Here is a 23,521-nt window from a genome sequence, read left to right on the forward strand (position 1 = left end):
CGATAGGGATGCGTTAACGTTGCGTTAAATCCGAGGGGCGGAGCGGTGTCGGCTCAGCGCGCGGCCGCGCCGGCGACCCCCGTAGAATCGACGGGACATGTCACCGCGCGCACTCGAGCCCCTGCAGCCTTCCGCGACTCCACCGGAGTCGATCCGGAATTTCTGCATCATCGCCCACATCGACCACGGCAAGTCGACGCTCGCCGACCGGATGCTCCAGATCACCGGGGTGGTCGCTGATCGTGACATGCGCGCGCAGTACCTGGATCGCATGGACATCGAGCGCGAGCGCGGCATCACGATCAAGTCGCAGGCCGTGCGGATGCCGTGGGCCGTCACGGGCGACGACGGTATGGAGCAGGCCTTCGCCCTCAACATGATCGACACCCCCGGCCACGTCGACTTCACCTACGAGGTCTCGCGCTCGCTCGCGGCGTGCGAAGGTGCCATCCTGCTCGTCGACGCGGCACAGGGCATCGAAGCCCAGACGCTCGCGAATCTCTACCTGGCGCTCGAGAACGACCTGCAGATCATTCCGGTCCTGAACAAGATCGATCTGCCGGCAGCGGATCCCGACAAGTTCGCCGCTGAACTGGCGGGTCTCATCGGCGGCGACCCCGACGACGTGCTGCGTGTGAGCGGGAAGACCGGTGTCGGGGTCGAGGCGCTTCTGGACCGTCTGGTTGAGAAGATCCCTGCTCCCGTGGGAGACGCGGACGCCCCGGCCCGAGCCATGATCTTCGACTCCGTCTACGACTCCTACCGCGGTGTGGTCACCTACGTGCGCATGGTCGACGGCAAGCTCCAGCCCCGCCAGCGCATCCAGATGATGTCGACGCGTGCGACCCACGACCTCCTGGAGATCGGGGTTTCCAGCCCCGAACCGATCCCCACGCAGGGCCTCGGAGTGGGGGAGGTGGGCTACCTCATCACCGGTGTGAAGGATGTGCGGCAGTCCAAGGTCGGCGACACCATCACCGATCAGCGCAAGCCCGCGGCCGACGCCCTCCCGGGGTACACCGATCCGAAGCCGATGGTCTTCTCCGGCATCTACCCGATCGACGGGAGCGACTACGCGGATCTGCGCGAAGCGCTCGACAAGCTGAAGCTCTCGGATGCGTCTCTGCAGTACGAGCCGGAGACCTCGGTGGCCCTCGGATTCGGCTTCCGCTGCGGGTTTCTCGGACTGCTGCATCTGGAGATCATCACCGAGCGGCTCACGCGCGAGTTCGGACTCGATCTCATCACCACGGCACCCTCGGTGACGTACGACGTGATGACCGACACGGGTGAGACGGTCACCGTCACGAATCCGAGCGAGTATCCCGACGGGCGTGTCGCAGAGGTCTCGGAGCCGGTCGTCAAGGTCGGGATCCTGCTTCCCAAGGACTACGTGGGAACCGTGATGGAGCTCTGCCAGGCCAGGCGCGGCTCGCTGCTCGGCATGGACTACCTCAGTGAGGATCGCGTGGAGCTGCGCTACAACATGCCGCTGGGGGAGATCGTCTTCGACTTCTTCGATCAGCTGAAGTCGAAGACACAGGGATACGCGAGTCTCGACTACGAGCCGGCCGGTTCGCAGACCGCCGACCTGGTGAAGGTCGACATCCTCCTGCAGGGCGAGAAGGTCGATGCGTTCAGCTCGATCGTGCATCGGGAGAAGGCGTACGGCTACGGCACGATGATGACCGAGCGGCTGCGCAAGCTGATTCCCCGCCAGCAGTTCGAGGTGCCGATCCAGGCGGCCATCGGCGCGCGGATCATCGCCCGTGAGAACATCCGTGCCATTCGCAAGGACGTGCTGGCCAAGTGCTACGGCGGCGACATCTCCCGCAAGCGCAAGCTGCTGGAGAAGCAGAAGGAGGGCAAGAAGCGCATGAAGATGGTCGGTCGCGTCGAAGTGCCCCAGGAGGCGTTCATCGCCGCGCTGTCCGGTGACGTCGAGACGAAGAAGTAGGAGCTTCCGGCACTCACCGGATGCTCGGGAGCGGATCGGTAGGCTCGACATATGCGCCGCGGAACCTTCAAGGACGACACGGTCGACTACGCAGCCGTCGGGGCGACGCAGGCGCCTGACCTCATGCACTTCCCGCCGGAGCGGAGCATCCCCGCCGAGCAGGCGTGGCGGATCGGATCGGGGGAGTCGCGCTTCCGCAGCGCGGGCGAATCGCTGCTGTCATGGACGGCGCAGCGCGGGTCGGGACTCACCCTCAGCGATGTGCGCCCCGCGCCCGGGCCGATGTACTCGGGCGTGAGCTTCGATGCCGAGGGCGCACCGATCGCACCCAGCCGCACCGAGGCGGATCAGCGGTTCGACACCGACGGCACCCCGTTCGTCGGTGCGGGCACCTCCATCCGGCTCGCCGGCCGAGTCGCGGGCATGAGCGTCGACGCGGAACTCCGGGTGATCTTCGCGGTGGAGGAGCCGCGACGGATCGGCTTCGCCCTCGGCACGGTGGGCGGCTCGGTCGTCAGCGGCGAGGAATCCTTCATGATCGAATGGCACGACAACGACGAAGTCTGGTTCACCGTTCGCGCCTTCGATGTGCCGCGCGCGACGCTGTACCGACTGATCCCCGCTCTGACGCGCCGCCGGCGTCGCGAACTCTTCACGCGCTATCTGCGGGCGATCTCGCCGCTCTACACGACGCCCGCGTGAGTGCGGATCGAGCGCGCTGATGGGCGCTGCGCTGCCTCTCGGTGATCCCGCTCCCGCGGACGGGATGCTGCCCGATGATCTCGTCCTCGGCGGCGCGGCCGCCTTCGGCGCGTATCTGCACGTGCCGTTCTGTCGCGTGCGCTGCGGATACTGCGATTTCAACACCTATACGGCCGGGGAGCTGCGCGGTGCGCGGCAGGACGCGTACGCCGACACGCTCTTGGACGAGGTGCGGCTCGCAGGACGGGTTCTGGCCCATCGCGGGCCGTTGCGGGAGGCGTCGACGGTGTTCTTCGGCGGCGGGACCCCGACCCTCCTGCCTGCCGGCGACCTCGCTCGCATGCTCGAGGGGATCCGAGACACCTTCGGGATCGCGAACGGCGCGGAGGTGACCGTGGAGGCCAATCCCGACACGGTCACCCCCGCCGTCGTCGACGAGCTCGCCGACGCCGGCGTCACCCGCATGTCGATCGGCATGCAGTCTGCGGTCCCGCACGTGCTCGCCGCTCTCGATCGCACGCACCGACCGGAGAACGTCGGCCAGGCCGTGGCTGCCGCGCGCGCCGCGGGTTTGGGGGTGAGCATCGACCTGATCTACGGCGCGCCGGGGGAGAGCCTCTCGGATTGGTCGCGCTCGGTCGACGCTGCGGTCGCCCTGGAGCCGGACCACATCTCCGCCTACGCCCTGATCATCGAGGACGGCACCAAGCTCGCGCGCCAGATCCGGCGCGGCGAGGTGCCGGCACCCGACGACGACCTGCAGGCGGACATGTACGAGGCCGCCGAGACGGCCTTCGCCGCGGCGGGCCTGGAGTGGTATGAAGTCTCCAACTGGGCACGGCGGGAATCCGACCGGTCGAAGCACAACCTCGCCTATTGGCGGGGTACGGACTGGTGGGGGTTCGGGCCCGGCGCGCACAGCCACATCGGCGGCCTCCGCTGGTGGAACGTCAAGCACCCCGCCGCATACGCCGCGCGGCTGAGCGAGGGTTCGTCTCCCGCGGCCGGGCGCGAGCGACCGGACCGTTCCTCGCGGGACCTCGAGACCGTGCTGCTGCGTTCGCGTATCCGCGAGGGGCTCCCGATCGCGCTCGTGCCCCGCGACCGACGCGGCGCGGTGCCGGGGCTCATCGCCGACGGCCTGATCGATGGGGCCAGCGCGATCGGCGGCACGATCGTGCTCACCCTTCGCGGCCGGCTGCTCGCCGACGCCGTCGTGCGCGCCCTCACGGACTGACGGGCGGGCCCGACGCGCGCTCCGGCGGTCGGCGCGATAGAATTGGCACTCACTCGAGACGAGTGCCAGTGCACGCCGGACACGTATGCGGGAGGATCCATGGTCAGCGCACGCGGACTGGAAGTCCTCCGCGCGATCGTGCAGGACTACGTCGAGACGCGCGAGCCGGTCGGCAGCAAGTCCATCGTGGAGCGCCACGCCTTCGGGGTGTCGGCGGCCACGATCCGCAACGACATGGCGATGCTCGAGGACGAGGACCTCATCGCCGCACCGCACACCTCGTCCGGACGGATACCCACCGACAAGGGGTATCGCGTCTTCGTCGACCACCTCGCCGAGGTTCGTCCGCTCTCGCCCGCGCAGCGGACGGCCATCGCCGCCTTCCTCGAAGCGCCGGGAGATCTCGACGACCTCATGGTGCGCACGGTCCGGGCGCTGACCCAGCTGACCGGCCAGGTCGCCATCGTGCAGTATCCCTCCTTCGCCCAGGCGCATGTGTCCCACATCGAGCTGGTCGGGCTGGATGCGGGGCGCATGCTCGTTGTGATCGTCACCGACACCGGCCGCGTGTCGCAGCGGCTCGTCTTCCTCCCGCGCGATCCCGCCGAGGACGAGATCGTGCGCCTGCGGGCGGCGATCGCCGATCTCATCGTCGGCCGCCCCATCCGGGACGGTGCACACGCGATCGCCGAACGCCTTGCTTCGGCTGGAGGCGACCACCGCTCGCCCGATGACGCTGTGATCGACGTGATCGCGATGATCGTCGCGGAGGAACTCGACGAATTCCGGCAGGACAGACTCGTGATGGCGGGAACGGCCAATCTCGCACGGCGCGAGTCGGATTTCCGCGGAAGCATCTATCCGCTGCTCGAGGCGATCGAGGAGCAGGTGACGCTCATGCGCCTCATGGGGGAGATGGTGGCCGACGAGCACGGTCTCGCCGCGAGCATCGGACGCGAGAACGAGCCCTTCGGTCTCGCGGAGGCGTCGGTCGTCGCGGGCGAGTACGACGCGTCCGGTGCCCGGGCGCGTGTCGGCGTGCTCGGGCCGACTCGCATGGACTATCCGAGCAACCTCGCATCGGTGCGCGCGGTGGCGCGCTACCTGTCGCGGCTGCTCGAAGAAGACGAAGGCGCCCGCTGAGGCGCTCGAACACAGACGATCCCGTGGCGACACGGGTGGGAAGGCGAACGTGGCTGACCACTACGAAGTGCTGGGTGTCTCGCGAGACGCGAGCCCCGACGAGATCAAGAAGGCCTACCGGCGATTGGCGCGGGAGCTGCACCCCGACGTGAACCCAGGGGATGACGCCGCCGAGCGGTTCAAGTCGGTGACGCACGCGTACGACGTGCTGAGCGATCCCGATCAGCGAGCACGCTACGACATGGGCGGCGACTCGCCGTTCGGCGGTGGTGGCGCCGCCGGATTCGGCTCCTTCGGCGACATCTTCGAGACCTTCTTCGGTGCCGCCGGGGGCGGCGGCTCGCGGGGTCCGCGTCCCCGCTCCCGCCGTGAGCGGGGACAGGATGCGCTCGTGCGCGTCACGCTCGATCTCGGCGACGTCGTGTTCGGCGTCCACCGCGACATCGAGGTCGACACAGCGGTGCTGTGCGAGACCTGCGACGGCTCCTGCTGCCAGCCGAACACGCAGCCGGTCACGTGCGACATCTGCCACGGCTCGGGCCACGTCCAGCAGCAGGTGCGGAGCCTGCTCGGCAATGTCGTGACGAACGCGCCCTGCCGGGTGTGCCAGGGTTACGGAACGACCATCCCCTACCCGTGCGCGACCTGCCAGGGGCAGGGGCGGGTTCGGGCACGTCGCACCGTGTCCCTCGACATCCCCGCGGGCGTGGAGACCGGCCTGCGGCTGCAGCTCCCCGGCTCGGGAGAGGTGGGACAGGCCGGTGGCCCCAACGGCGACCTCTACATCGAGGTGTCGGTGAAGGACCACGAGACCTTCAGCCGCGAGGGGGATGACCTGCTGGCGACGTTGGAGGTGTCCATGCCCGATGCCGTCCTCGGCACGACGACGACCATCGAGTCACTCGACGGCACGGTCGACCTGGAGATCCGGCCGGGTGTGCAGGCGGGCGATGTCCTGACCATCAAGGGGCGGGGCATCACCCCGTTGCGCGGCAGCCAGCGGGGCGACCTCCGCGTCGGAGTGCACGTCGTGACCCCGACCCGCCTGGACCACAAGGAGCGGGCGCTCATCGAGGACTTCGCCAAGCGGACGAAAGCGCCCGCGCCCAAGCTCGCGGAATTCCACCAGGGCCTGTTCGCGAGGCTGCGGGACCGCCTCCGGAACGGCTGACCGATGCCGCTGCACTTCGTCGTCGACGGGGACACCGCGCTCGACGGTGACGAGGTCGTGCTCACGGGGCGCGAGGCGCATCACGCCGCCGTCGTGCGTCGGGTGCGCGTCGGTGAGGCCGTGACCGTCGGCGACGGCCGCGGCGCATGGCTGTCGGGTGAGGTCGCCGCGGCCTCGCCGCAGCGGGTCGCCGTCGTCATCACGCACCGGCGGACGGTGCCCGCGGCCGCTCCTCGACTCGTGCTGGTGCAGGCTCTCGCGAAGGGCGACAGGGACGAGCTCGCCGTGCAGGCCGCCACCGAGATCGGTGCGGATGCGATCATCCCGTGGCAGGCCTCACGCAGCGTCTCCCGCTGGCAGGGCGCGAAGATCGAGAAGGGCCGTGCGCGATGGTCCTCGATCGTGCGGGAAGCGGCCAAGCAGGCGCATCGCGCCTGGATCCCCGAGGTGACCGCCCCGGTGTCGACCGCCGACCTCGCCGCGCGCGCGGAGCACGCGCGACTGCTCGTGCTCGTCCCCGACGCCGCCGACCCGCTCACCGCTGTCTTCCTCGATCCGCAGGACACCACCGACGTGCTCGTGATCGTCGGACCGGAGGGCGGGCTGACGCCCGAGGAGGTCGATCGGCTGGGCTCGGCCGGAGCGCGGCCGGTGCGACTCGGGGAGAATGTGCTGCGCACCTCCACCGCCGGACCCGCGGCGCTCGCGCTGGCCAGTGCGGCGCTGCACCGCTGGTGACCGGACCTCACGCCGCGGCGGCGGCGGGCGCCGATAGACTCGCGGTATGACGGAATCGTCTGTTTTCACCCGCATCCTGCGTGGCGAGATCCCCGCGGAGATCATCGCCCAGACCGACAACGCCTTCGCGATCCGCGACATCGCACCGCAGGCGCCGGTTCACCTGCTCGTGATCCCGAAGACCGAGCGGTACCGCGATGTCGTCGAGCTGGCCGAAGGCGACCCCGCACTGCTCGCCGAGGTGGTCGGACTGGCGCGCACGGTCGCCGACGAGCACGCGGACGGCCAGTTCCGTCTCGTGTTCAACACCGGCGCTGCCGCCGGGCAGACCGTCTTCCACGTGCACGCCCATGTGCTCGCCGGACAGTTGGAGGAGAAGACCCTCGGTGCCTGATCAGGAACCCACCGTCGACCGCGTCTACGCGGACGGCGTCGCGATGGTGCAGCTTCTCGGCCCGCAGGACCGTCTGCTGCGAGTCGTCGAGCGCGAGCACCCGGAGGTGGATGTGCACGTGCGCGGCAACGAGATCACGCTCACGGGCGGAGCCGGCGCCGTCGCGTCGGCGCGCACGCTCGTCGACGAGCTCCTCGCCATGACCAGAGCCGGCCACGACATGGCACCGACCGACGTGTCCTCGAGCAGCCGCATCCTTCGCGCCGACGGCGGCATGCGACCGTCCGAGGTGCTCGGCGAGCAGATCCTGTCGTCGCGGGGGAAGGTGATCCGCCCGAAGACCCTCGGGCAGAAGGCCTATGTCGACGCCATCGACGAGAACACGATCGTCTTCGGCATCGGCCCGGCCGGAACCGGCAAGACCTACCTGGCGATGGCGAAGGCCGTGCAGGCGCTTCACCGCAAGGAGGTCAGCCGCATCATCCTCACGCGGCCCGCGGTCGAGGCGGGGGAGCGACTGGGGTTCCTCCCCGGCACCCTGACGGACAAGATCGATCCGTATCTGCGCCCGCTGTACGACGCCCTGAACGAGATGATGGATCCCGAGATCGTGCCGAAGCTCATGGCGACCGGCACCATCGAGGTGGCGCCGCTGGCGTACATGCGCGGACGGACGCTCAACGACTCCTTCGTGGTGCTCGACGAGGCGCAGAACACCACGCCCGAGCAGATGAAGATGTTCCTCACGCGTCTCGGCTTCGGCACCCGCATGGTCGTGACCGGCGACATCACGCAGGTCGACCTGCCCCAGGGCGCCTCGGGTCTGCGGCTGGTCACGCGCGTCCTCGGTGACGTGGACGACATCCACTTCTCCCACCTCACCAGCGAGGACGTCGTGCGCCACACCTTGGTCGGGCGCATCGTCGACGCGTACAGCGAGTACGACGAGAGGCGGCTCGCCGCGCGGCGCGAGCGCGACGAGGCCACCGAGTTCGCCAACCGGGCGGAGCGCCGCGCCGCGGACCGGCCCAGCAGGCCGCGCGACCACCTTCCGAAACGAGGACGCTCATGACCATCGAGATCACGAACGAATCGGGCGTCGCGATCGACGAGACCGTTCTGCTGCGTCTCATGGAGCACGACCTCGCCGAGCTCCGGGTCAGTCCCGACGCGGATCTGGCGATCCTCCTCGTGGACGAGGGGGCGATGGAGGCGCTGCATGTGCAGTGGATGGATGAGCCCGGACCGACGGACGTGCTGAGCTTCCCGATGGACGAGCTGCGCCCGGGCACCGAAGACGCACCCACACCGGCGGGGCTCCTGGGCGACATCGTGCTGTGCCCCCAGGTCGCCGAGACGCAGGCGATCGCCGCGAAGCACTCGACGATGGACGAGATCGTCATGCTGACCACGCACGGCCTGCTGCACCTGCTGGGGTTCGATCACGCCGAGCCCGACGAGGAGCGGGAGATGTTCGGCCTGCAGCGCGACCTCATCGCGTCGTTCCAGGCGGCCGAGCGTCGCCGCCGCGCATGACCGAGGCACTCCTTCTCATCGCGGCGGTTCTGCTGCTGGCGTTCGGCGGGCTCATGGCCGCCGTCGACGCCGCCCTGAGCGTCACCTCCCGCACCGACCTCGAGGAGCTCGGCGAAGACGGTCGCAGCACCGTCGCGCTCCGGCGCATCGCAGCCGACCCGGACGCGCATTCCACCGCCGTCGCCTTCATCCGCGTCGTCGTGGACACGACCGCGGCGGTGCTGGTGACCGTCTCGTTCACCCTCCTGTTCGAGAACCTCTTCTGGGCGACGCTCGCGGCGGCCGTGCTCATGTCGGGCATCTCCTTCGTCGTGGTCGGTGCGAGCCCCAGGAACTTCGGCCGGCAGCACGCCCGGGGCCTCCTGCGCGGGGCAGCGCCGATCGTGCGCGGCGTGCGGATCATGCTCGGTCCCCTCGCGCACGGTCTCGTGCTCCTCGGCAACCGGGTGACCCCCGGTGTGGCCCGCGGTGCGTCGTTCGCCTCCGAAGAGCAGCTGCTCAGCATGGTGGACGAGGCGGCCTCGCGCGACCTCATCGAAGAAGACGATCGCGAGCTCATCCACTCCGTCTTCGACTTCACCGACCGATACGTGCGCGAACTCATGGTGCCGCGCACCGACATGGTGACCGTCGACGCCGACGCGACCACGCGCGACGCGATGGCGATCTTCCTCGACCGCGGCGTGTCGCGCATTCCGCTCATGGACGACGACGCCGACGACGTCGTGGGGGTGCTGTACCTGAAGGACCTCGTGCAGTTCGGCTTCCGCGACGAGACCGGCTGGCGCGACACCCCGGTGGCGCGCATCGCCCGCCGCGCCGTGTTCGTGCCGGAGTCGATGAAGGCCGAGACGCTCCTGCAGCAGATGAAGCGCGACAGTGTGCACGTGTGCATGGTCGTCGATGAGTACGGCGGTGTGTCGGGGCTCGTGACCCTCGAGGACATCATCGAGGAGCTGGTCGGCGACATCTCGGACGAGTACGACCCCCGAGCGGATGAGATCACGCCGCTCGAGCACGGTCGATTCCGCGTGAGCGCCCGTCTCGGGCTGGACGAGGTCGGCGAGCTGTTCGATCTCGAGCTCGAGGACGAGGACGTCGATTCGATCGGCGGCCTCCTGGGCAAGGCGCTCGGACGCGTGCCGCAACCGGGTTCGACGGTGGAGGTCGGCGGTCTCGTGATCACCGGCGGTGCCTCGCGCGGACGGGGGCGCGGCATCTCATCGGTCTTCGTCGCCCGGTCGGACAAGCCGCGGTCCGACAAGACCGAACCCCGCACGGGTGAGATCCCCGTTCCTCAGACATCCACCGGCGAGATCCGGATCATCCGAAGAGGCGATGGCGCATGACCGAAACGACACGATCCGGATTCGTCACCTTCGTCGGGCGACCGAACGTCGGCAAGTCGACGCTCACCAACGCCCTCGTCGGAGAGAAGGTCGCGATCACGAGCGACAAGCCGCAGACGACCCGGCGCGCGATCCGCGGGATCCTCAATCGTCCGGGCGGGCAGCTCGTGATCGTCGACACCCCCGGCATCCATCGGCCGCGCACGCTCCTGGGCGAGCGGCTCAACGACCTGGTGGAGCAGGTGCTCGGTGATGTCGACGTGATCGGGTTCTGCGTTCCCGCCACCGAGAAGGTCGGCCCCGGTGACCGGCGCATTGCCGAGTCGCTCGACGGCTATCCGAGGGCGCGGAAGGTGGCCATCGTCACCAAGACCGATGCCGCCGAGCGTGCGCAGATCACCGATCGGCTTCTCGAGGTCGACGGGCTGCGGGAGGACTGGGACGCCGTGATCCCGCTCTCGGCGTCCACCGGCCGGCAGCTCGACGTGCTGTCGGACGAGCTCCTCGCGCTTCTGCCGCCGGGGCCGGCCCTGTACCCCGAGGGCGTCGTCACCGATGAGGCGATCGAGGACCGCGTCGCCGAGATCATCCGGGAGTGCTCGCTGGAGGGGGTGCGCGACGAACTGCCGCATTCGATCGCGGTGGTCGTGCAGGAGATCGCCGAGCGCGAGGACTCGGATCTGACCGATGTCTACGCCGACGTCGTCGTCGAGCGCGACTCTCAGAAGGCGATCATCATCGGGCGCAAGGGGGCGCGCCTGCGAGACGTGGGAGCCGCTGCCCGGGGCCAGATCGAAGCCCTGATCGGCGCGCGCGTCTACCTGTCGCTGCACGTCAAGGTCGCCAAGGAGTGGCAGCGCGATCCGAAGCAACTGGGTCGGCTCGGGTTCTGACGTGACCTCACCGGGCGCCCGGGTGTACGCTGGGGTCATGCGCTTCGGCGGGCTCCTTCTTCTTAGCCGCCGCGACGAGGCCTCGATCTAAGGGCCTTCCTCGTCGCGGAGCCTCGTCATGGCCCCGGGGTTTCCCCATCCTCCGACGACACGAAGAAGCGACCATGAAGAACACGCAGAAGCCTTCCGGGATGCCGGTGCACAAGTACCGCCCCTTCCACGAGCAGATCTCCGTCGACCTGCCCGACCGCACCTGGCCGGCCCGGCGGATCACGCAAGCGCCGCGCTGGTGCGCGGTCGACCTGCGCGACGGCAACCAGGCGCTCATCGATCCGATGAGCCCCGAGCGCAAACGGCTCATGTTCGAGCTGCTGGTGAAGATGGGCTACAAGGAGATCGAGGTCGGATTCCCCTCGGCCAGCCAGACCGACTTCGATTTCGTGCGGCAGCTGATCGAAACGGATCTCATTCCCGACGACGTCAGCATCCAGGTGCTCACCCAGGCGCGGGAGCACCTCATCGAGCGCACCTACGAGTCGATCCGCGGCGCGAAGCAGGCGATCGTTCACCTCTACAACTCGACGAGCGTGCTGCAGCGCGAGGTCGTGTTCCGCACCGATCGGCAGGGAATCATCGACATCGCCCTCGAAGGGGCGAGGCTGTGCCGACGCATGGAGCGCACGATTCCGGACACGCAGGTGTTCTACGAGTACTCGCCGGAGAGCTACACCGGCACCGAGCTCGACTTCGCCGTGGACGTCTGCAACCAGGTCATCGAGGTCCTCGAGCCCACCCCCGACCGGAAGGTCATCATCAATCTGCCCGCGACGGTCGAGATGGCGACACCCAACGTGTACGCCGACTCGATCGAGTGGATGAGTCGCCACCTGGCGCACCGCGAGAACGTCATCCTGTCGCTGCATCCGCACAACGACCGTGGCACGGCCGTCGCCGCCGCCGAACTGGGGTACATGGCCGGCGCCGACCGCATCGAAGGATGTCTGTTCGGCAACGGCGAGCGCACCGGCAATGTCGATCTGGTGGCCCTGGGGATCAATCTGCTCACGCAGGGCATCGATCCGCAGATCGACTTCAGCGACATCGATCAGATCAAGCGCACCGCCGAGTACTGCAACCAGCTGCCCGTGCACGAGCGCAGCCCGTGGGCGGGGGACCTGGTCTTCACGGCTTTCAGCGGCTCGCACCAGGACGCCATCAAGAAGGGCTTCGACGCGATGGCCGCCCGCGCGGCCGACGAGGGCGTCTCGCCCGACGAGATCGAGTGGGCCGTTCCCTACCTGCCGATCGACCCGAAGGATCTGGGCCGATCCTATGAGGCCGTCATCCGGGTCAACTCGCAATCCGGCAAGGGCGGCGTGGCGTATCTTCTGAAGTCCGACCACGCCCTCGATCTGCCGCGCAAGCTCCAGATCGAATTCTCGGGTGTCGTGCAGGCCAAGACAGACGCCGAGGGCGGCGAGCTCACGAGCGGCGAGATCTGGAACGTCTTCACCGACGAGTACCTTCCCACCGATGACGCCGACGCGCGATGGGGCCGATTCGAGCTGCTCTCCACGCGGACCGAGAGCGACATGACCGGCGATGTCGCGCTGGATGTGCGGCTGCGCGACGGCGACCGCGAGGTGGAGGCCCGAGGAGTCGGCAACGGTCCGGTGGCGGCGTTCCTGGAGGTGCTGCGCGCCGAGGGGATCCATGTGACGCTGTACGACTACGTCGAGCACGCGCTCAGCTCGGGCGGCGACGCCCAGGCGGCGGCGTACGTCGAGGTTCAGGTGGACGGGGACCGGCTCTGGGGTGTGGGGATCGACGGCGACATCTCGACCGCATCCCTCAAGGCCATCGTGTCCGCGGTCAACCGGGCGATCAGAACCCGCACGCGCACGCACGACCTGGCGGCGGTCTGACGAGCGTGGGCGAGGCCATCACGCTCGCGGTCATCGGCGGCACCGGGTTGGAGAAGGCATTCGACCATCTCGATGAGACCATCGTGGTCGACACGCCGTTCGGTCCGACCAGCGAACCGGTTGCGGTCGGCGAGGTCGCCGGTCGGCGCGTCGCGTTCCTTCCCCGGCACGGTCGCGCGCATTCGCTGCCGCCCGGATCGATCCCTGCCCGGGCGAACGCGTGGGCGCTGGCGTCGCTGGGCGTGCGGGGCATCGTCTCGTCGGCAGCGGTGGGATCGCTCGACCCCGCGCTTCCGCCCGCGACCTTGGTCATACCCGACCAGCTGCTGGATCGCACCCGTCACCGTGCCGACACTTTCTTCGACGGCACCGTGCCGGGCGAGCCGGTGCGTCATCTTCCGCTGGCGGATCCGTTCTGCCCGGTGCTGCGGCGGGCTGCCGCGAGTGCGGCCCCCGACGCGCACGCGGGAGCGACGGTCGCCGTCATCGAGGGGCCGAGGTTCTCCACACGGGCCGAGTCCCTCAGTCTGCGCGGCGACGGCGCCCATCTGGTCAACATGACCCTCTTCCCCGAGGTCGCCCTCGCCGCCGAGCTCGGCATCGGCACGGTGACGCTCTGCGTGGTGACCGACATGGATGCGGGCGTGTCGGAGGGCGACGAGACCGTCAGCGCGGACGTCGTCTACGAGCGATTCGCCGCCGCCCTGCCCGGTGTCGTCGCTGCGGTCGAGGGCACCATCGCCGCGATCCCCGCCGACTATGCCGGACGAGCGCTGCTCGATGACGGAGCGCGTGCTGACGTGCTCGGCCGCGCCGCCTCGGGTCGCACCTGATGCGGATTCTCATCACGGGCGGCGCCGGCTTCATCGGCACCCGCATCGTCGAGGCGGCGCGAGCCCGAGGCGACGAGGTGCGCGTCCTGGACTCTTTCCGTGACGACGTGCACGGGGGAACGCCCGTGCTCCACCCCGATGTCGAGGTGATCCGCGGCGATGTCCGTGACGCCGAGGTGCTCGATCGTGCGCTGCGCGGGGTCGACGCCGTCTCTCATCAGGCTGCGAAGGTGGGACTGGGCGTCGATTTCGCGGATGCGCCCGACTACGTCTCCTCCAATGTCCTCGCCACCGCGGAACTTCTCGCGGCGATGCGGCGTGCCCGTGTCGGGCGCCTCGTGCTCGCCTCGTCGATGGTCGTGTATGGCGAAGGACGGTACACCTCCTCCGGCTCCGACCACGCGGTCGTACCCGCCGCGCGGCGGCGTGCCGACCTCGATGCCGGCGTCTTTGACCCCCGAGACCCCGTGACGGGGGAACTGCTGCTGCCCGGACTGATCGACGAAGAAACGCCCGTTGACCCGCGGAACGTCTACGCGACGACGAAGCTCGCCCAGGAGCATCTCGCGGGGAACTGGGCGCGCGAGACCGGCGGCACCGTCGCGGCGCTCCGCTACCACAACGTCTACGGGCCGGGGATGCCGCGCGACACGCCGTATGCGGGCGTGGCGTCGCTGTTCCGCTCGTCACTCGAGCGCGGGGAGGCCCCTCGCGTTTTCGAAGACGGCGGTCAGCGGCGGGACTTCGTCCATGTCGACGACGTCGCCGGTGCGAATCTCGCCGCTGTGGGCTGGGTGGGGAATGCCGGTGACGGCGTCGCCCGGGCGTTCAACGTCGCGAGCGGACACGTGGTGACCATCGGCGAGGTGGCGGCCCTCCTCAGCGATGCGGCGTCCGGCCCGGCGCCGATCGTCACCGGCGAGTACCGTCTCGGCGACGTGCGCCACATCACCGCATCGGCCGAACGTGCCGCGTCCGAATGGGGATGGCGAGCGCAGGTGGAGCCGGGGCGCGGGCTGCGCGAATTCGCCACCGCTCCGTTGCGCGCCTGACACTCAGCCCGTCGCGCGATCCGATGCCGCGGGCAGGTGGATATCGAAGCGGCATCCTCCCGCGACGTTGGTCGCGACCACCGCGCCGTCGTGTGCGTGGACGATCCCTCGCACGATGGCCAACCCGAGCCGGGCTCCCGGGCCGGCTCCGGACCCGGTGTGCGGGGTTCGCGCGCGAGAGCCGCGCCATCCCGCTTCGAACAGGCGCGGCAGGTCCTCGTCGTCGATACCGGGACCGCGGTCGATCACGGAGACGGTCGGACGCTCCTCGATCAGCTCGACCCGCACCGCGATGGGCGTTCCCGACGGGGTGTGCTGCACGGCGTTCATGAGCAGGTTCGCGACCGCTCGCGAGAGCTCGCCGGCGTCCACACGCACCGACAGATCCCGCGGCAGGTCGCCGTCCACCGTGATCTCCCGGTCGCCCGCAGCCGGACGTACATCGGCGACGGCGTCGCTGACGACATCGAGCAGCGCGACGTCCTCGAACCGCAGGCGCAGTGCACCGGCGTCGATCCGGGAGAGATCGAAGAGGTCGTCGACCATGGAGGCGAGCAGATCCACCTGGGAACGCATCTGGCGGTGGTACCTGCCCGGGTCGTCGACCATCTCGTCTTCCAGTGCCTCGGCCATCGCCCGGATGCCCGCCAGCGGCGTGCGCAGGTCGTGCGAGATCCACGCGACCAGTTCCCGGCGTGACGCCTCGACGCGGGCTTCGCGCTCGCGGGAGAGCCGCAGCTGCTCGCTCGTGTGCGCGAGAGCCTCCTCGACGCGGGCGAACTCGGCGCTCCCGGCCCGAGACGACGCGACCACGACCTCGCCGTTGCCGATGCGTTCTGCGGCGCGGGAGAGCGCACGGATGTTTCCCGCGACCCAGACGCAGAGCGTGACCGCGACGAGGAGCGAACTCATGCCCGCCGCGATCGCGACGGCGATGGCCACCACCAGGTCGTGGGGCGACAGATACATGAGGTTCGCCACGGCGATCATGCTCACGACGACCGACACGACCCCCACCGTGAGGGCGGTGGCCGGCTGTGTGTACAGCGGTGTGCGGCGCAGCAGAAGCAGCACGCCGACACCGACGATCCCCGCCGCGACACTGATCGACAAGGTGATCGCCACGACGGCGACCAGGTCCGGGACGCTCACGATGCCCCTCCTTCTCCGGGGGGTTCGCCGGTCGGATCGAAGCGATACCCGACACCCCACACGGTGACCAGATGGCGGGGTCGGGACCTGTCGGGCTCGATCTTCTCCCGCAGGCGACGCACGTGCACGGTGACCGTCGACAGGTCGCCGAAGGACCACCCCCACACCGCCTGGAGGAGTCGCCGGCGATCGAACACCTGTCCCGGGCGGCGGGCGAGGTACTCGAGGAGATCGAATTCCCGTGCGGTCAGAGCCAGCTCCTCACCGTCGCGGGTGGCGATGCGGGCGGCCGGGTCGATGCGGTACCCCGTTACTTTCTTCGTGACCGTCTGGCGGAGGATGCTAGGCGGTGACGGCCTGCCGGGCCCGGCATGATTGCTGCCCCCTGTCTTTGATGATCCGGGGGGTGTTGTCACCGGGCCTGGTTGGCGGTGTGTGATCGCTGATAGGGGCTGGACCCGAGCATGCTCGAGGCCGTTCGTAACGTGGATGCCGAGACGCACCGTCGCGGGACGCCGTCGTGAGCGAACGGAGGACACTGTGGTCACCAGCATCGGCAGATACGACGAGGTCGACGTGTTCGTCGGTCTGGACGTCGGGAAGGGCGAACACCACGCCGTCGCCCTCGACCGGGCCGGCAAGAAGCTCTTCGACAAGGCGCTGCCGAACGACGAACGCCGGCTTCGTGGAGTGCTCGACCAGCTCGCGACGCACGGCACGATCCTGCTGGTCGTGGATCAGCCCGCGACGATCGGCGCGTTGCCGGTCGCGGTCGCGCAGGCGGCTGGCGCTCTGGTCGGCTACCTTCCCGGGCTGGCGATGCGCCGCATCGCCGATCTGCACCCCGGTGAGGCGAAGACCGATGCGAGGGATGCCGCGATCATCGCTGAGACGGCGCGGACGATGCCGCACACGCTCCGCTCGATCCAGGTCGCCGACGAGCAGGTTGCAGAGCTGAGCATGCTCTGCGGGTTCGACGACGACCTCGCCGGGCAGATCGTCCAGGTCTCCAACCGGATCCGCGGCCTGCTCACGCAGATTCACCCCGCACTCGAGCGCGTGATCGGGCCGCGGCTGGACCATCCCGCGATGCTCGACCTGCTGCAGCACTACCCGTCACCGGCCGCGATGAAGTCGGCGGGCGAGAAGCGGCTCGGGAACCGGCTCCTGAAGAACGCACCCCGCAAGGGCCGCGTCTGGGCGGGCGAGATCACCAGCGCTCTCGGTGAGCAGACCGTCGTCGTGACCGGCACCGACGCCGCCGCGCTCGTGCTCCCACGCCTCGCGGAACAACTATCCGCGCTCCGCCGACAGCGCGACGAGATCATCGTCGAAGTCGAGAAGATCGTCGAGCAGCACCCTCTTCAGCCGGTCCTGACGAGCATGCCCGGAGTCGGCGTCAGGACCGCGGCCCGGCTCCTCACCGAAGTCACCACGAAGTCCTTTCCCACCGCCGGGCACCTCGCCGCTTACGCCGGGCTCGCACCCGTCACCCGAAGGTCCGGGACATCGATCCGGGGTGAGCATCCCTCCCGCCGGGGCAACAAGATCCTGAAACGGACCATGTTCCTCTCCGCGTTCGCGGCGCTCCGAGACCCCGAGTCCCGCGCCTACTACAACCGCAAGATCGCCCAAGGCAAACGCCACAACCAAGCACTCATCGCACTCGCCAGACGCCGCTCCGACGTCCTCTACGCCATGCTCCGCGACGGCACCCTCTACCAGCCACGCCTTCCCGAACCGGCCCTCGCCGCTTGACAAGAGACATAGGGGTACCCCCCGCAGACGACCGGCCCCTCCGGGCGCGCCTCGGCGAGCGTGCGGCGCAGCACCGACTGCGCCCGCAGCACGAGCTCCCTGGGTGAGAAGGGCTTCGTGAGGTAATCGTCGGCGCCGGCCTCGAGCCCGACGATGCGGTCGTCCGCCGCGGTGCGGGCGGTGAGCATGAGCACGGCTGTGTCCCCGCCGGCTCGGATGCGACGACAGGTCTCGATGCCGTCCATTCCGGGCAGCATCACATCGAGCACGACCAGATCGGGGGCGAGCGTCTCGAGCCGCTCGAGGGCTTCGACGCCGTCCGCGGCGACGTCGACGACGAAGCCGGCGGCGGACAGGTAGGCTGCGGCGACCTCGGCGACGGTGGGGTCGTCGTCGACGACGAGGATGCGGCGACCTTCGAGGTCGCCACTGCGGTGCGGCGACGTGCTCACGTGATCACCCTACGGGCGATCCCCGCCCGCCGGCGCCTGCGTGCGTCGCGTGCGCGCCGCCGTCCGTGTTTCGTAATGATCGCCGTTGGCCCTCGTGGCCGCGCGAGCGGCTAGCGTCGGATCATGATTCGTGTCGATGTCGTGCTTCCGTGCCTTGACGAGGCGGCGGCCCTGCCGGACGTGCTCGCGCGCCTCCCGGAGGGCTACCGCGCGATCGTGGTCGACAACGGATCGAGCGACGGTTCGGCGGAGGTCGCGGCGGAAGCCGGCGCGACCGTCATCCACGAAGCGCGGCGCGGCTACGGATCGGCGGTTCACGCGGGACTGGCCGCCGCAGAGGCGCCGATCGTCGCCTTCGCCGACGCCGATGCGTCCTTCGACCTCGGACAGCTTCCCGACGTCGTCGGCCCCGTCGCCCGCGGCGAGCGCGACCTGATGCTCGGGTCGCGTGTCATGCAGGGCCGCGGGGCATGGCCCTGGCATGCGCGTGTGGCGAACCGCTATCTCGCACGCCGCATCTCCGCCGCAGCGCACGTGCCGCTGAGCGACCTCGGCCCGATGCGCGCCGCGAACCGGGTGCCCTTGCTCGAACTGGGCGTCCGCGATCGCCGCAGCGGGTATCCGTTGGAGACGGTTCTGCGTGCCGCCGCCGCCGGCTGGCGCATCGGCGAGACACCGGTGCTCTACCGACCACGCGTGGGCGTGTCGAAGGTGACCGGCACGGTGCGCGGCACCGCGACCGCGATCTCGGACATGTCGCGCGTTCTCCGGGAGGTCCCATGAACGATCTGACGGTCGCCATCGTCGCCAAGGAGTGCGTGCCGGGGCGCGTGAAGACGCGGCTGACGCCGCCCCTGCTGCCCGAGGAGGCGGCGCGCCTCGCGCGCGCGAGCCTCGACGACACGATCGACCTGGTCCGCTCTCTCCCCGTCGCGCGCCGCATCCTGTTCTTCGCGGGCAGAGTCGCGCACGAGCATCGTGATCTGGAGGTCATGCCGCAGCCCGAGGGCGACCTCGATGCCCGCCTCGGGCATCTGTTCGATGCCGTTGACGGTCCCCTGCTGCTCATCGGCATGGACACCCCCCAGCTCACACGGGCGCATATCGCCGAGCCGGTCCGGTCGTGGCCCGACGACGTCGACGGCTACCTCGGACCCGCCGAGGACGGGGGATTCTGGGCCCTGGCGATGCGTGAGCCGGATGGGTCACTCATCCGAGGGGTGAGCATGTCGACCTCGTCCACGGGACGCGAGCAGCGACGTCGTCTCACCCAGGCGGGGCTGCGCGTGCGCGATCTCGCCGTCGTACGCGACGTGGATCGCGCCGACGACGCGCGTCGCGTCGCGGAAGACGCCCCCGGCGGTCGTTTCGCGGCGGTGTGGCAGGGCATCCAGGCGGGTGCGGCGCGTGTCGGCTGATGTGCCCGGGTCGCGGTTCGCCGCCGGCGGCGCGGATCCGTACACACGCATGCTCGAAGGCGGTCGGGACGGCGTGCTGCAGCTGCGACGCCTCACCAACGGCGAGATCGCGGAGGAGTGGAATTTCGTCGCGCTCGGCGGCTCCGCCGATCGCGATGACCTGGCCGCGCTCGGGGCGGCGGAGGGACCGGTACTCGACGTCGGGTGCGGCCCGGGCCGGATGGTGCGTGCGGCGGCGGAGCGTTCGTCGGCGGCCATGGGGATCGACGTGTCACCGGCGGCCGTCCGGCGAGCGCGTGCCGAAGGGACACCCGCACTGGAGCGCTCGATCTTCGATCGTCTGCCGCTCGAAGGACGGTGGCGCACGGTCCTGCTGATGGACGGGAACATCGGCATCGGCGGCGACCCTCGAGCCCTTCTGCTGCGGTGCCATGATCTGCTCGCGCCGGAGGGGCGGATCGTCGTCGAGACGGACGCCGACCGAGACCTGGACGAGCGATCGCTGTTCACCGTCGTGGATGCGGCGGGGAGGGAGAGCGATGCGTTCCCGTGGGCGCGCGCCGGGTGGCGAACCGTCGTGCGAGCTGCGCGGGATGCGGGTTTCTCGGGTGCTGCGCACGTGCGGAGCGGATCACGTCATTTCGTCACCGCGGCGGTGCCGCGACGGCGCCCGACCAGGACTGCGGCGCCGGCGACGGCTACCGCCGCGATCCAGAGTCCGGCGAGCACCAGAGGGTAGTCCACGACGTGGATCGTCGGGTTGCGCGCTCCGACCGCTCGCACGACGAGCCCGGGGATGAGCACCAGCGAGCAGCAGGCGGCTGCCACGAGCGCCGCACGTGCGACGGCGGCCGCGATCGGCCCGATCCGACGCGCGGTGCCGCGCCCGATGACGCCGAACGCGACCACCACCGGTGCGATGAGCCCGTCGTGCACCACGATCGCCGCGAAGACCCACCACATCACCGCGGGGTATTGAGCGGACGCGACGGTCGTCAGCTCCAGCACGGCGGCGTACCCGAGCAGCGCGAGCCCGAACGCGCCGATGGCGAGCCGCGCGGCCGTCACGGCAGCACCTCGATGCTGCTCAGCCACTTCGTCTGCATGACGCCCGGCCGACCCGGTGCGATGATCCGGGCCGGGTAGCCGTGATCGATGTCGAGCTCGTCGCCGTGCAATCGGAGCGCGACCAGGGTCAGGGGGTCCTCGACGTAGACCTGCGGCATCGCCGTGCGGGAGAACGCTCCGCGCACCTGGAGGCTCGTGATCCGCAGACCCGTGCCTGTCGTACCGCCGGCGAGGTCCATCAGATCGTGCAGGCGCACTCCCGTCCAGGTCGCCGTCTGGCTCCATCCTTCGACGCAGGCGATCGGCAGGTCTGCGGTCGTCTGCGGCAGCGCGGCGAGATGGTCACGCGTGAGTCGGATGCGGGACCGCGCCCCGGCCACCTCGAGCATCCAGTCCTCCGCCCGAGCGCTCTGCTCGACGCCTGCCTCTGCGGCGGTGCGGTTGATCGGGAGTCCCTGCGGCCCGATCCCGGGGCGCCGAGGCGACAGCACCGCGAGCGGCGCGAGCGGCGCGATGGTCTGTCCGGCGGTGCCGAGCAGGATCGCACCGGCTGACGCTCCGACCGCGATCAGCGCGCCGCGACGCGAGACGGCTTCGGTCTGGTTCGGTGCCTCGCCCGGGTCGGTCGGGAGCTGTTCGGGCCACGTGCGCCGGGGCGGCGCATCCTCCGCGGCCGGGTCGACCGGCCGGGCCCGCCAGAACCCGACGATGAGGGGCAGCTTGACCGCGACGTGGAGCACGACGCTTCCCACGAGAACCCAGGCGAGCACGAAGTGCACGCGCCGGAACGAGAAGTCGAACGCGTACCACTGCGCGATGTTCATGACGCCGATCGTGACCTCGACCAGTGCCGAGCCCACGAGCAGGCCGATGGAGGCGCGCTCGAGGAGGGAGAGGGGGCCGGTGACCGGAGGCCACGTGAACAGCCGGGGGTACACCGCCCACAGCTTGCCGAGCAGGACCGGGATCATCGCGAGTCCGGCCAGCACGTGGGCCCCTTGGGTCACCCGGTACAGCCCGACGGGGCGGGGCGACAGCGGGAACCAGGCGGGAGGGCTCTGCAGCACGTGGCTGTAGAGGCCTGTCAGGAAGCACACGAGCACGAGCACGCCGAGCGCGCGCCCCAGCACCACCGTGGTCCGCGTGCGACGCGGCGGGGTCGACGTGCGGGCGCGCATCGCGTCGACAGCGCGTTCGAGACGCGCCGAGGCCCTCGCCGTGAGTCCTGTCATTCCTTCAGCCAAGCACGGGCCAGCGGAGATGCACCTTACGAACCGCGGACGGTGCGGTCTGGGCACGGCGGGGGAGTGCCTAGTCTCGGAGCATGCCCTCTGTCCGAACCGCCACGATCCGCCGTCGCGCGACGGTGATCGGAAGCGGAGTCGCCCTCGCCCTGATCGCCGTGGCCGTGGCGGTGCCCGTCGTGACGGGGTGGGATGTCGCCACGCGTGCGGCGCGCTCCGCGGATGATCGCGCGATCGCTCCGCTTCATGGTCTGTGGGTGCCGCACGTGGGCGCAGCCACCGCTGCGGCGGTGCTCATCGCCGTTCTGGCGTGGCGTTTCGCAGACCGCTGGGCGCTCACCCTCTCGTGGCGGGCGCTGCTCGCGTCGTCCGCCGTCGCGGCGGCCACCTGGATGCTCGCGCTCGCGTTCGTTGACGGTCCGACGGGGATCTCCCGTGTGCTGGGCAACCCGTACGAGTACCTGCGCACCGCGCGCGAGGTCGACGACATCGGCGTGCTGCTGACGACGTATGTCTCGCGCATCCCCTACGCCTCCGACGACAACTGGGTCACCCACGTCGCCGGGCACCCACCGGGAATGCTTCTGTTCTTCGTCGCTCTGGTGCGACTCGGACTCGGCTCCGACTTCACCGCCGGCATCGTGGTGACGCTCGTCGCCGCCACGCTGCCGGCCGCGGTGCTCACGACGCTGCGCGCCCTCGGCGCGGAGGCCGTGGCGCGGAGGGCGGCGCCCTTCCTCGTCTTCACACCGGCCGCCGTGTTCCTCGCCGTCTCGGCCGACGCCGTGATCGCAACGGTCGGTGCGTGGGGCATCGCATCACTCGCCGTCGCCGCGTCGCGCCCCCGAACGGCCGCGATGATCGCCTGGGCGGCGATCGCCGGGATCGTGCTGGGCGCGACCGTCATGATGTCGTACGGGATGCTGCTGCTCGGCATTCTCGCTCTGGCGGTGCTCATCGCGACGCGGCGCTGGGTGCTGCTCCCGATCGCGGCAGCGACCGCATCCGCCGTCGTGCTCGGCTTCGCGGCGGGCGGATTCGGCCTGTGGGAGGCATATCCCGTGCTCGCCGAGAGGTACGCCGACGGCATCGCCTCCGAGCGGCCATACGCGTATTGGGTCTGGGGCAATCTCGCGGCCCTCGCGATCTGCGCGGGCCCGGCGGTGGGCGGTGCGATCGCTGCGACGACCGTTTCCCCGGAGGTGCGCCGCCGATCCGCGGTGCGGTGGCTCATCGTGGCTGGCGCCCTCATGGTGCTGCTGGCAGATCTGTCGGGGATGAGCAAGGCCGAGGTGGAACGGATCTGGCTGCCGTTCGTGCCGTGGCTCACCATCGCGTTCGCCTTCGTCCCGGCCCCGTGGCGGCGCCGCCTCCTGGCTGCTCAGCTCGTGTGGGCGCTGCTGGTGCAGCACCTGCTCTACACGGTGTGGTGAGCCGCCGGGGTTCCGTCTCTTCACGACCTGTCCGCGCGCCGTCCGCGGCCCGTCGGTGCGCACCGC

Annotated in this window: 24 protein-coding genes; 19 read left to right on the forward strand and 5 right to left on the reverse strand. The window is 69.9% G+C overall.

The annotated features are described in order from the left end of the window. Positions 1-97: 97 nt before the first annotated feature. The 14 genes from lepA to B3S45_RS00695 all read left to right on the forward strand — a co-directional run bounded on the left by lepA (position 98) and on the right by B3S45_RS00695 (position 14,930). Positions 98-1,957 (forward strand): translation elongation factor 4, encoded by a 1,860-nt coding sequence (gene lepA / locus B3S45_RS00630; protein WP_194385261.1) that lies wholly within the window; start codon positions 98-100, stop codon positions 1,955-1,957. 51 nt (positions 1,958-2,008) lie between these two features. After that, positions 2,009-2,659, forward strand: a complete 651-nt coding sequence (locus B3S45_RS00635) for a DUF1990 family protein (RefSeq protein WP_286716839.1) — start codon at positions 2,009-2,011, stop codon at positions 2,657-2,659. A 19-nt stretch (positions 2,660-2,678) separates the two neighbouring features. Further along, positions 2,679-3,896, forward strand: coding sequence for a radical SAM family heme chaperone HemW (gene hemW / locus B3S45_RS00640; protein ID WP_286716841.1), 1,218 nt, complete (start codon positions 2,679-2,681; stop codon positions 3,894-3,896). Positions 3,897-3,995: 99 nt separating this feature from the next. Then, the gene (gene hrcA, locus B3S45_RS00645; protein ID WP_286716843.1) at positions 3,996-5,039 is read left to right on the forward strand and encodes a heat-inducible transcriptional repressor HrcA; all 1,044 of its coding nucleotides are present in this window, start codon (positions 3,996-3,998) and stop codon (positions 5,037-5,039) included. A gap of 49 nt (positions 5,040-5,088) precedes the next feature. Next, entirely contained in the window at positions 5,089-6,210 is a 1,122-nt protein-coding gene (gene dnaJ, locus B3S45_RS00650; protein ID WP_286716844.1) for a molecular chaperone DnaJ, read from the forward strand. 3 nt (positions 6,211-6,213) lie between these two features. Further along, positions 6,214-6,948, forward strand: coding sequence for a 16S rRNA (uracil(1498)-N(3))-methyltransferase (locus tag B3S45_RS00655; RefSeq protein ID WP_286716846.1), 735 nt, complete (start codon positions 6,214-6,216; stop codon positions 6,946-6,948). A 46-nt stretch (positions 6,949-6,994) separates the two neighbouring features. Then, a complete protein-coding gene (locus B3S45_RS00660) occupies positions 6,995-7,342 on the forward strand; it encodes an HIT domain-containing protein (RefSeq protein ID WP_194385269.1) in 348 nt (115 codons plus the stop codon). Beyond that, positions 7,299-8,414, forward strand: a complete 1,116-nt coding sequence (locus B3S45_RS00665; protein ID WP_194385270.1) for a PhoH family protein — start codon at positions 7,299-7,301, stop codon at positions 8,412-8,414. The genes B3S45_RS00660 and B3S45_RS00665 overlap by 44 nt, the downstream gene beginning before the upstream one ends. After that, entirely contained in the window at positions 8,411-8,878 is a 468-nt protein-coding gene (gene ybeY / locus B3S45_RS00670) for an rRNA maturation RNase YbeY (protein ID WP_194385272.1), read from the forward strand. Before B3S45_RS00665 ends, ybeY begins: the two co-directional genes overlap by 4 nt. Further along, positions 8,875-10,227, forward strand: coding sequence for a hemolysin family protein (locus B3S45_RS00675; RefSeq protein WP_286716848.1), 1,353 nt, complete (start codon positions 8,875-8,877; stop codon positions 10,225-10,227). The genes ybeY and B3S45_RS00675 overlap by 4 nt, the downstream gene beginning before the upstream one ends. Further along, entirely contained in the window at positions 10,224-11,120 is an 897-nt protein-coding gene (gene era / locus B3S45_RS00680; RefSeq protein ID WP_194385273.1) for a GTPase Era, read from the forward strand. The genes B3S45_RS00675 and era overlap by 4 nt, the downstream gene beginning before the upstream one ends. 164 nt (positions 11,121-11,284) lie before the next feature. Continuing rightward, a complete protein-coding gene (gene leuA, locus B3S45_RS00685) occupies positions 11,285-13,045 on the forward strand; it encodes a 2-isopropylmalate synthase (protein ID WP_286716849.1) in 1,761 nt (586 codons plus the stop codon). A gap of 5 nt (positions 13,046-13,050) precedes the next feature. Further along, positions 13,051-13,878 carry an MTAP family purine nucleoside phosphorylase gene (locus B3S45_RS00690; RefSeq protein WP_071045798.1) on the forward strand — a complete coding sequence of 276 codons (828 nt, stop codon included), beginning with the start codon at positions 13,051-13,053 and terminating at the stop codon, positions 13,876-13,878. After that, positions 13,878-14,930: an NAD-dependent epimerase/dehydratase family protein gene (locus tag B3S45_RS00695; RefSeq protein ID WP_286716851.1), complete on the forward strand. Its 1,053-nt coding sequence runs from the start codon at positions 13,878-13,880 to the stop codon at positions 14,928-14,930. The genes B3S45_RS00690 and B3S45_RS00695 overlap by 1 nt, the downstream gene beginning before the upstream one ends. Before the next feature lie 3 nt (positions 14,931-14,933). Here the strand turns inward: B3S45_RS00695 and B3S45_RS00700 are convergent, their stop codons facing one another. Together B3S45_RS00700 and B3S45_RS00705 are read right to left on the reverse strand one after the other, a co-directional pair. Beyond that, positions 14,934-16,082, reverse strand: coding sequence for a sensor histidine kinase (locus B3S45_RS00700; protein ID WP_286716853.1), 1,149 nt, complete (start codon positions 16,080-16,082; stop codon positions 14,934-14,936). Further along, complete coding sequence (locus B3S45_RS00705) at positions 16,079-16,498, reverse strand: winged helix-turn-helix domain-containing protein (RefSeq protein ID WP_414683057.1); 420 nt, start codon at positions 16,496-16,498, stop codon at positions 16,079-16,081. The genes B3S45_RS00700 and B3S45_RS00705 overlap by 4 nt, the downstream gene beginning before the upstream one ends. A 73-nt stretch (positions 16,499-16,571) precedes the next feature. Here B3S45_RS00705 and B3S45_RS00710 point away from each other — a divergent pair, with 73 nt between their 5' ends. Next, the gene (locus tag B3S45_RS00710; RefSeq protein WP_414683058.1) at positions 16,572-17,840 is read left to right on the forward strand and encodes an IS110 family transposase; all 1,269 of its coding nucleotides are present in this window, start codon (positions 16,572-16,574) and stop codon (positions 17,838-17,840) included. Here the strand turns inward: B3S45_RS00710 and B3S45_RS00715 are convergent. After that, a complete protein-coding gene (locus tag B3S45_RS00715; RefSeq protein ID WP_349675971.1) occupies positions 17,801-18,292 on the reverse strand; it encodes a response regulator transcription factor in 492 nt (163 codons plus the stop codon). The two genes, B3S45_RS00710 and B3S45_RS00715, sit on opposite strands and share 40 nt — an antisense overlap. 123 nt (positions 18,293-18,415) lie before the next feature. Here B3S45_RS00715 and B3S45_RS00720 point away from each other — a divergent pair, with 123 nt between their 5' ends. The 3 genes from B3S45_RS00720 to B3S45_RS00730 are packed head-to-tail and all read left to right on the forward strand — an operon-like array spanning position 18,416 to position 20,449. Beyond that, a complete protein-coding gene (locus B3S45_RS00720; RefSeq protein ID WP_286716854.1) occupies positions 18,416-19,075 on the forward strand; it encodes a glycosyltransferase family 2 protein in 660 nt (219 codons plus the stop codon). Then, positions 19,072-19,710, forward strand: coding sequence for a TIGR04282 family arsenosugar biosynthesis glycosyltransferase (locus B3S45_RS00725; RefSeq protein WP_286716855.1), 639 nt, complete (start codon positions 19,072-19,074; stop codon positions 19,708-19,710). The genes B3S45_RS00720 and B3S45_RS00725 overlap by 4 nt, the downstream gene beginning before the upstream one ends. Next, positions 19,700-20,449 (forward strand): class I SAM-dependent methyltransferase, encoded by a 750-nt coding sequence (locus B3S45_RS00730; protein WP_286716857.1) that lies wholly within the window; start codon positions 19,700-19,702, stop codon positions 20,447-20,449. Before B3S45_RS00725 ends, B3S45_RS00730 begins: the two co-directional genes overlap by 11 nt. Here B3S45_RS00730 and B3S45_RS00735 read toward each other — a convergent pair. Together B3S45_RS00735 and B3S45_RS00740 are read right to left on the reverse strand one after the other, a co-directional pair. Further along, positions 20,347-20,778, reverse strand: coding sequence for a hypothetical protein (locus B3S45_RS00735; protein WP_286716858.1), 432 nt, complete (start codon positions 20,776-20,778; stop codon positions 20,347-20,349). The genes B3S45_RS00730 and B3S45_RS00735 overlap by 103 nt on opposite strands. After that, on the reverse strand, positions 20,775-22,010 hold the full coding sequence (locus B3S45_RS00740) for a molybdopterin-dependent oxidoreductase (RefSeq protein WP_286716859.1): 1,236 nt from the start codon (positions 22,008-22,010) through the stop codon (positions 20,775-20,777). Before B3S45_RS00740 ends, B3S45_RS00735 begins: the two co-directional genes overlap by 4 nt. Before the next feature lie 92 nt (positions 22,011-22,102). Here B3S45_RS00740 and B3S45_RS00745 point away from each other — a divergent pair, with 92 nt between their 5' ends. Continuing rightward, the gene (locus B3S45_RS00745; protein WP_286716861.1) at positions 22,103-23,455 is read left to right on the forward strand and encodes a hypothetical protein; all 1,353 of its coding nucleotides are present in this window, start codon (positions 22,103-22,105) and stop codon (positions 23,453-23,455) included. Positions 23,456-23,521 lie beyond the last annotated feature (66 nt).

Source organism: Microbacterium sp. UBA1612 (assembly GCF_002321605.1).
GTDB classification, from domain to species: domain Bacteria; phylum Actinomycetota; class Actinomycetes; order Actinomycetales; family Microbacteriaceae; genus Microbacterium; species Microbacterium luteum.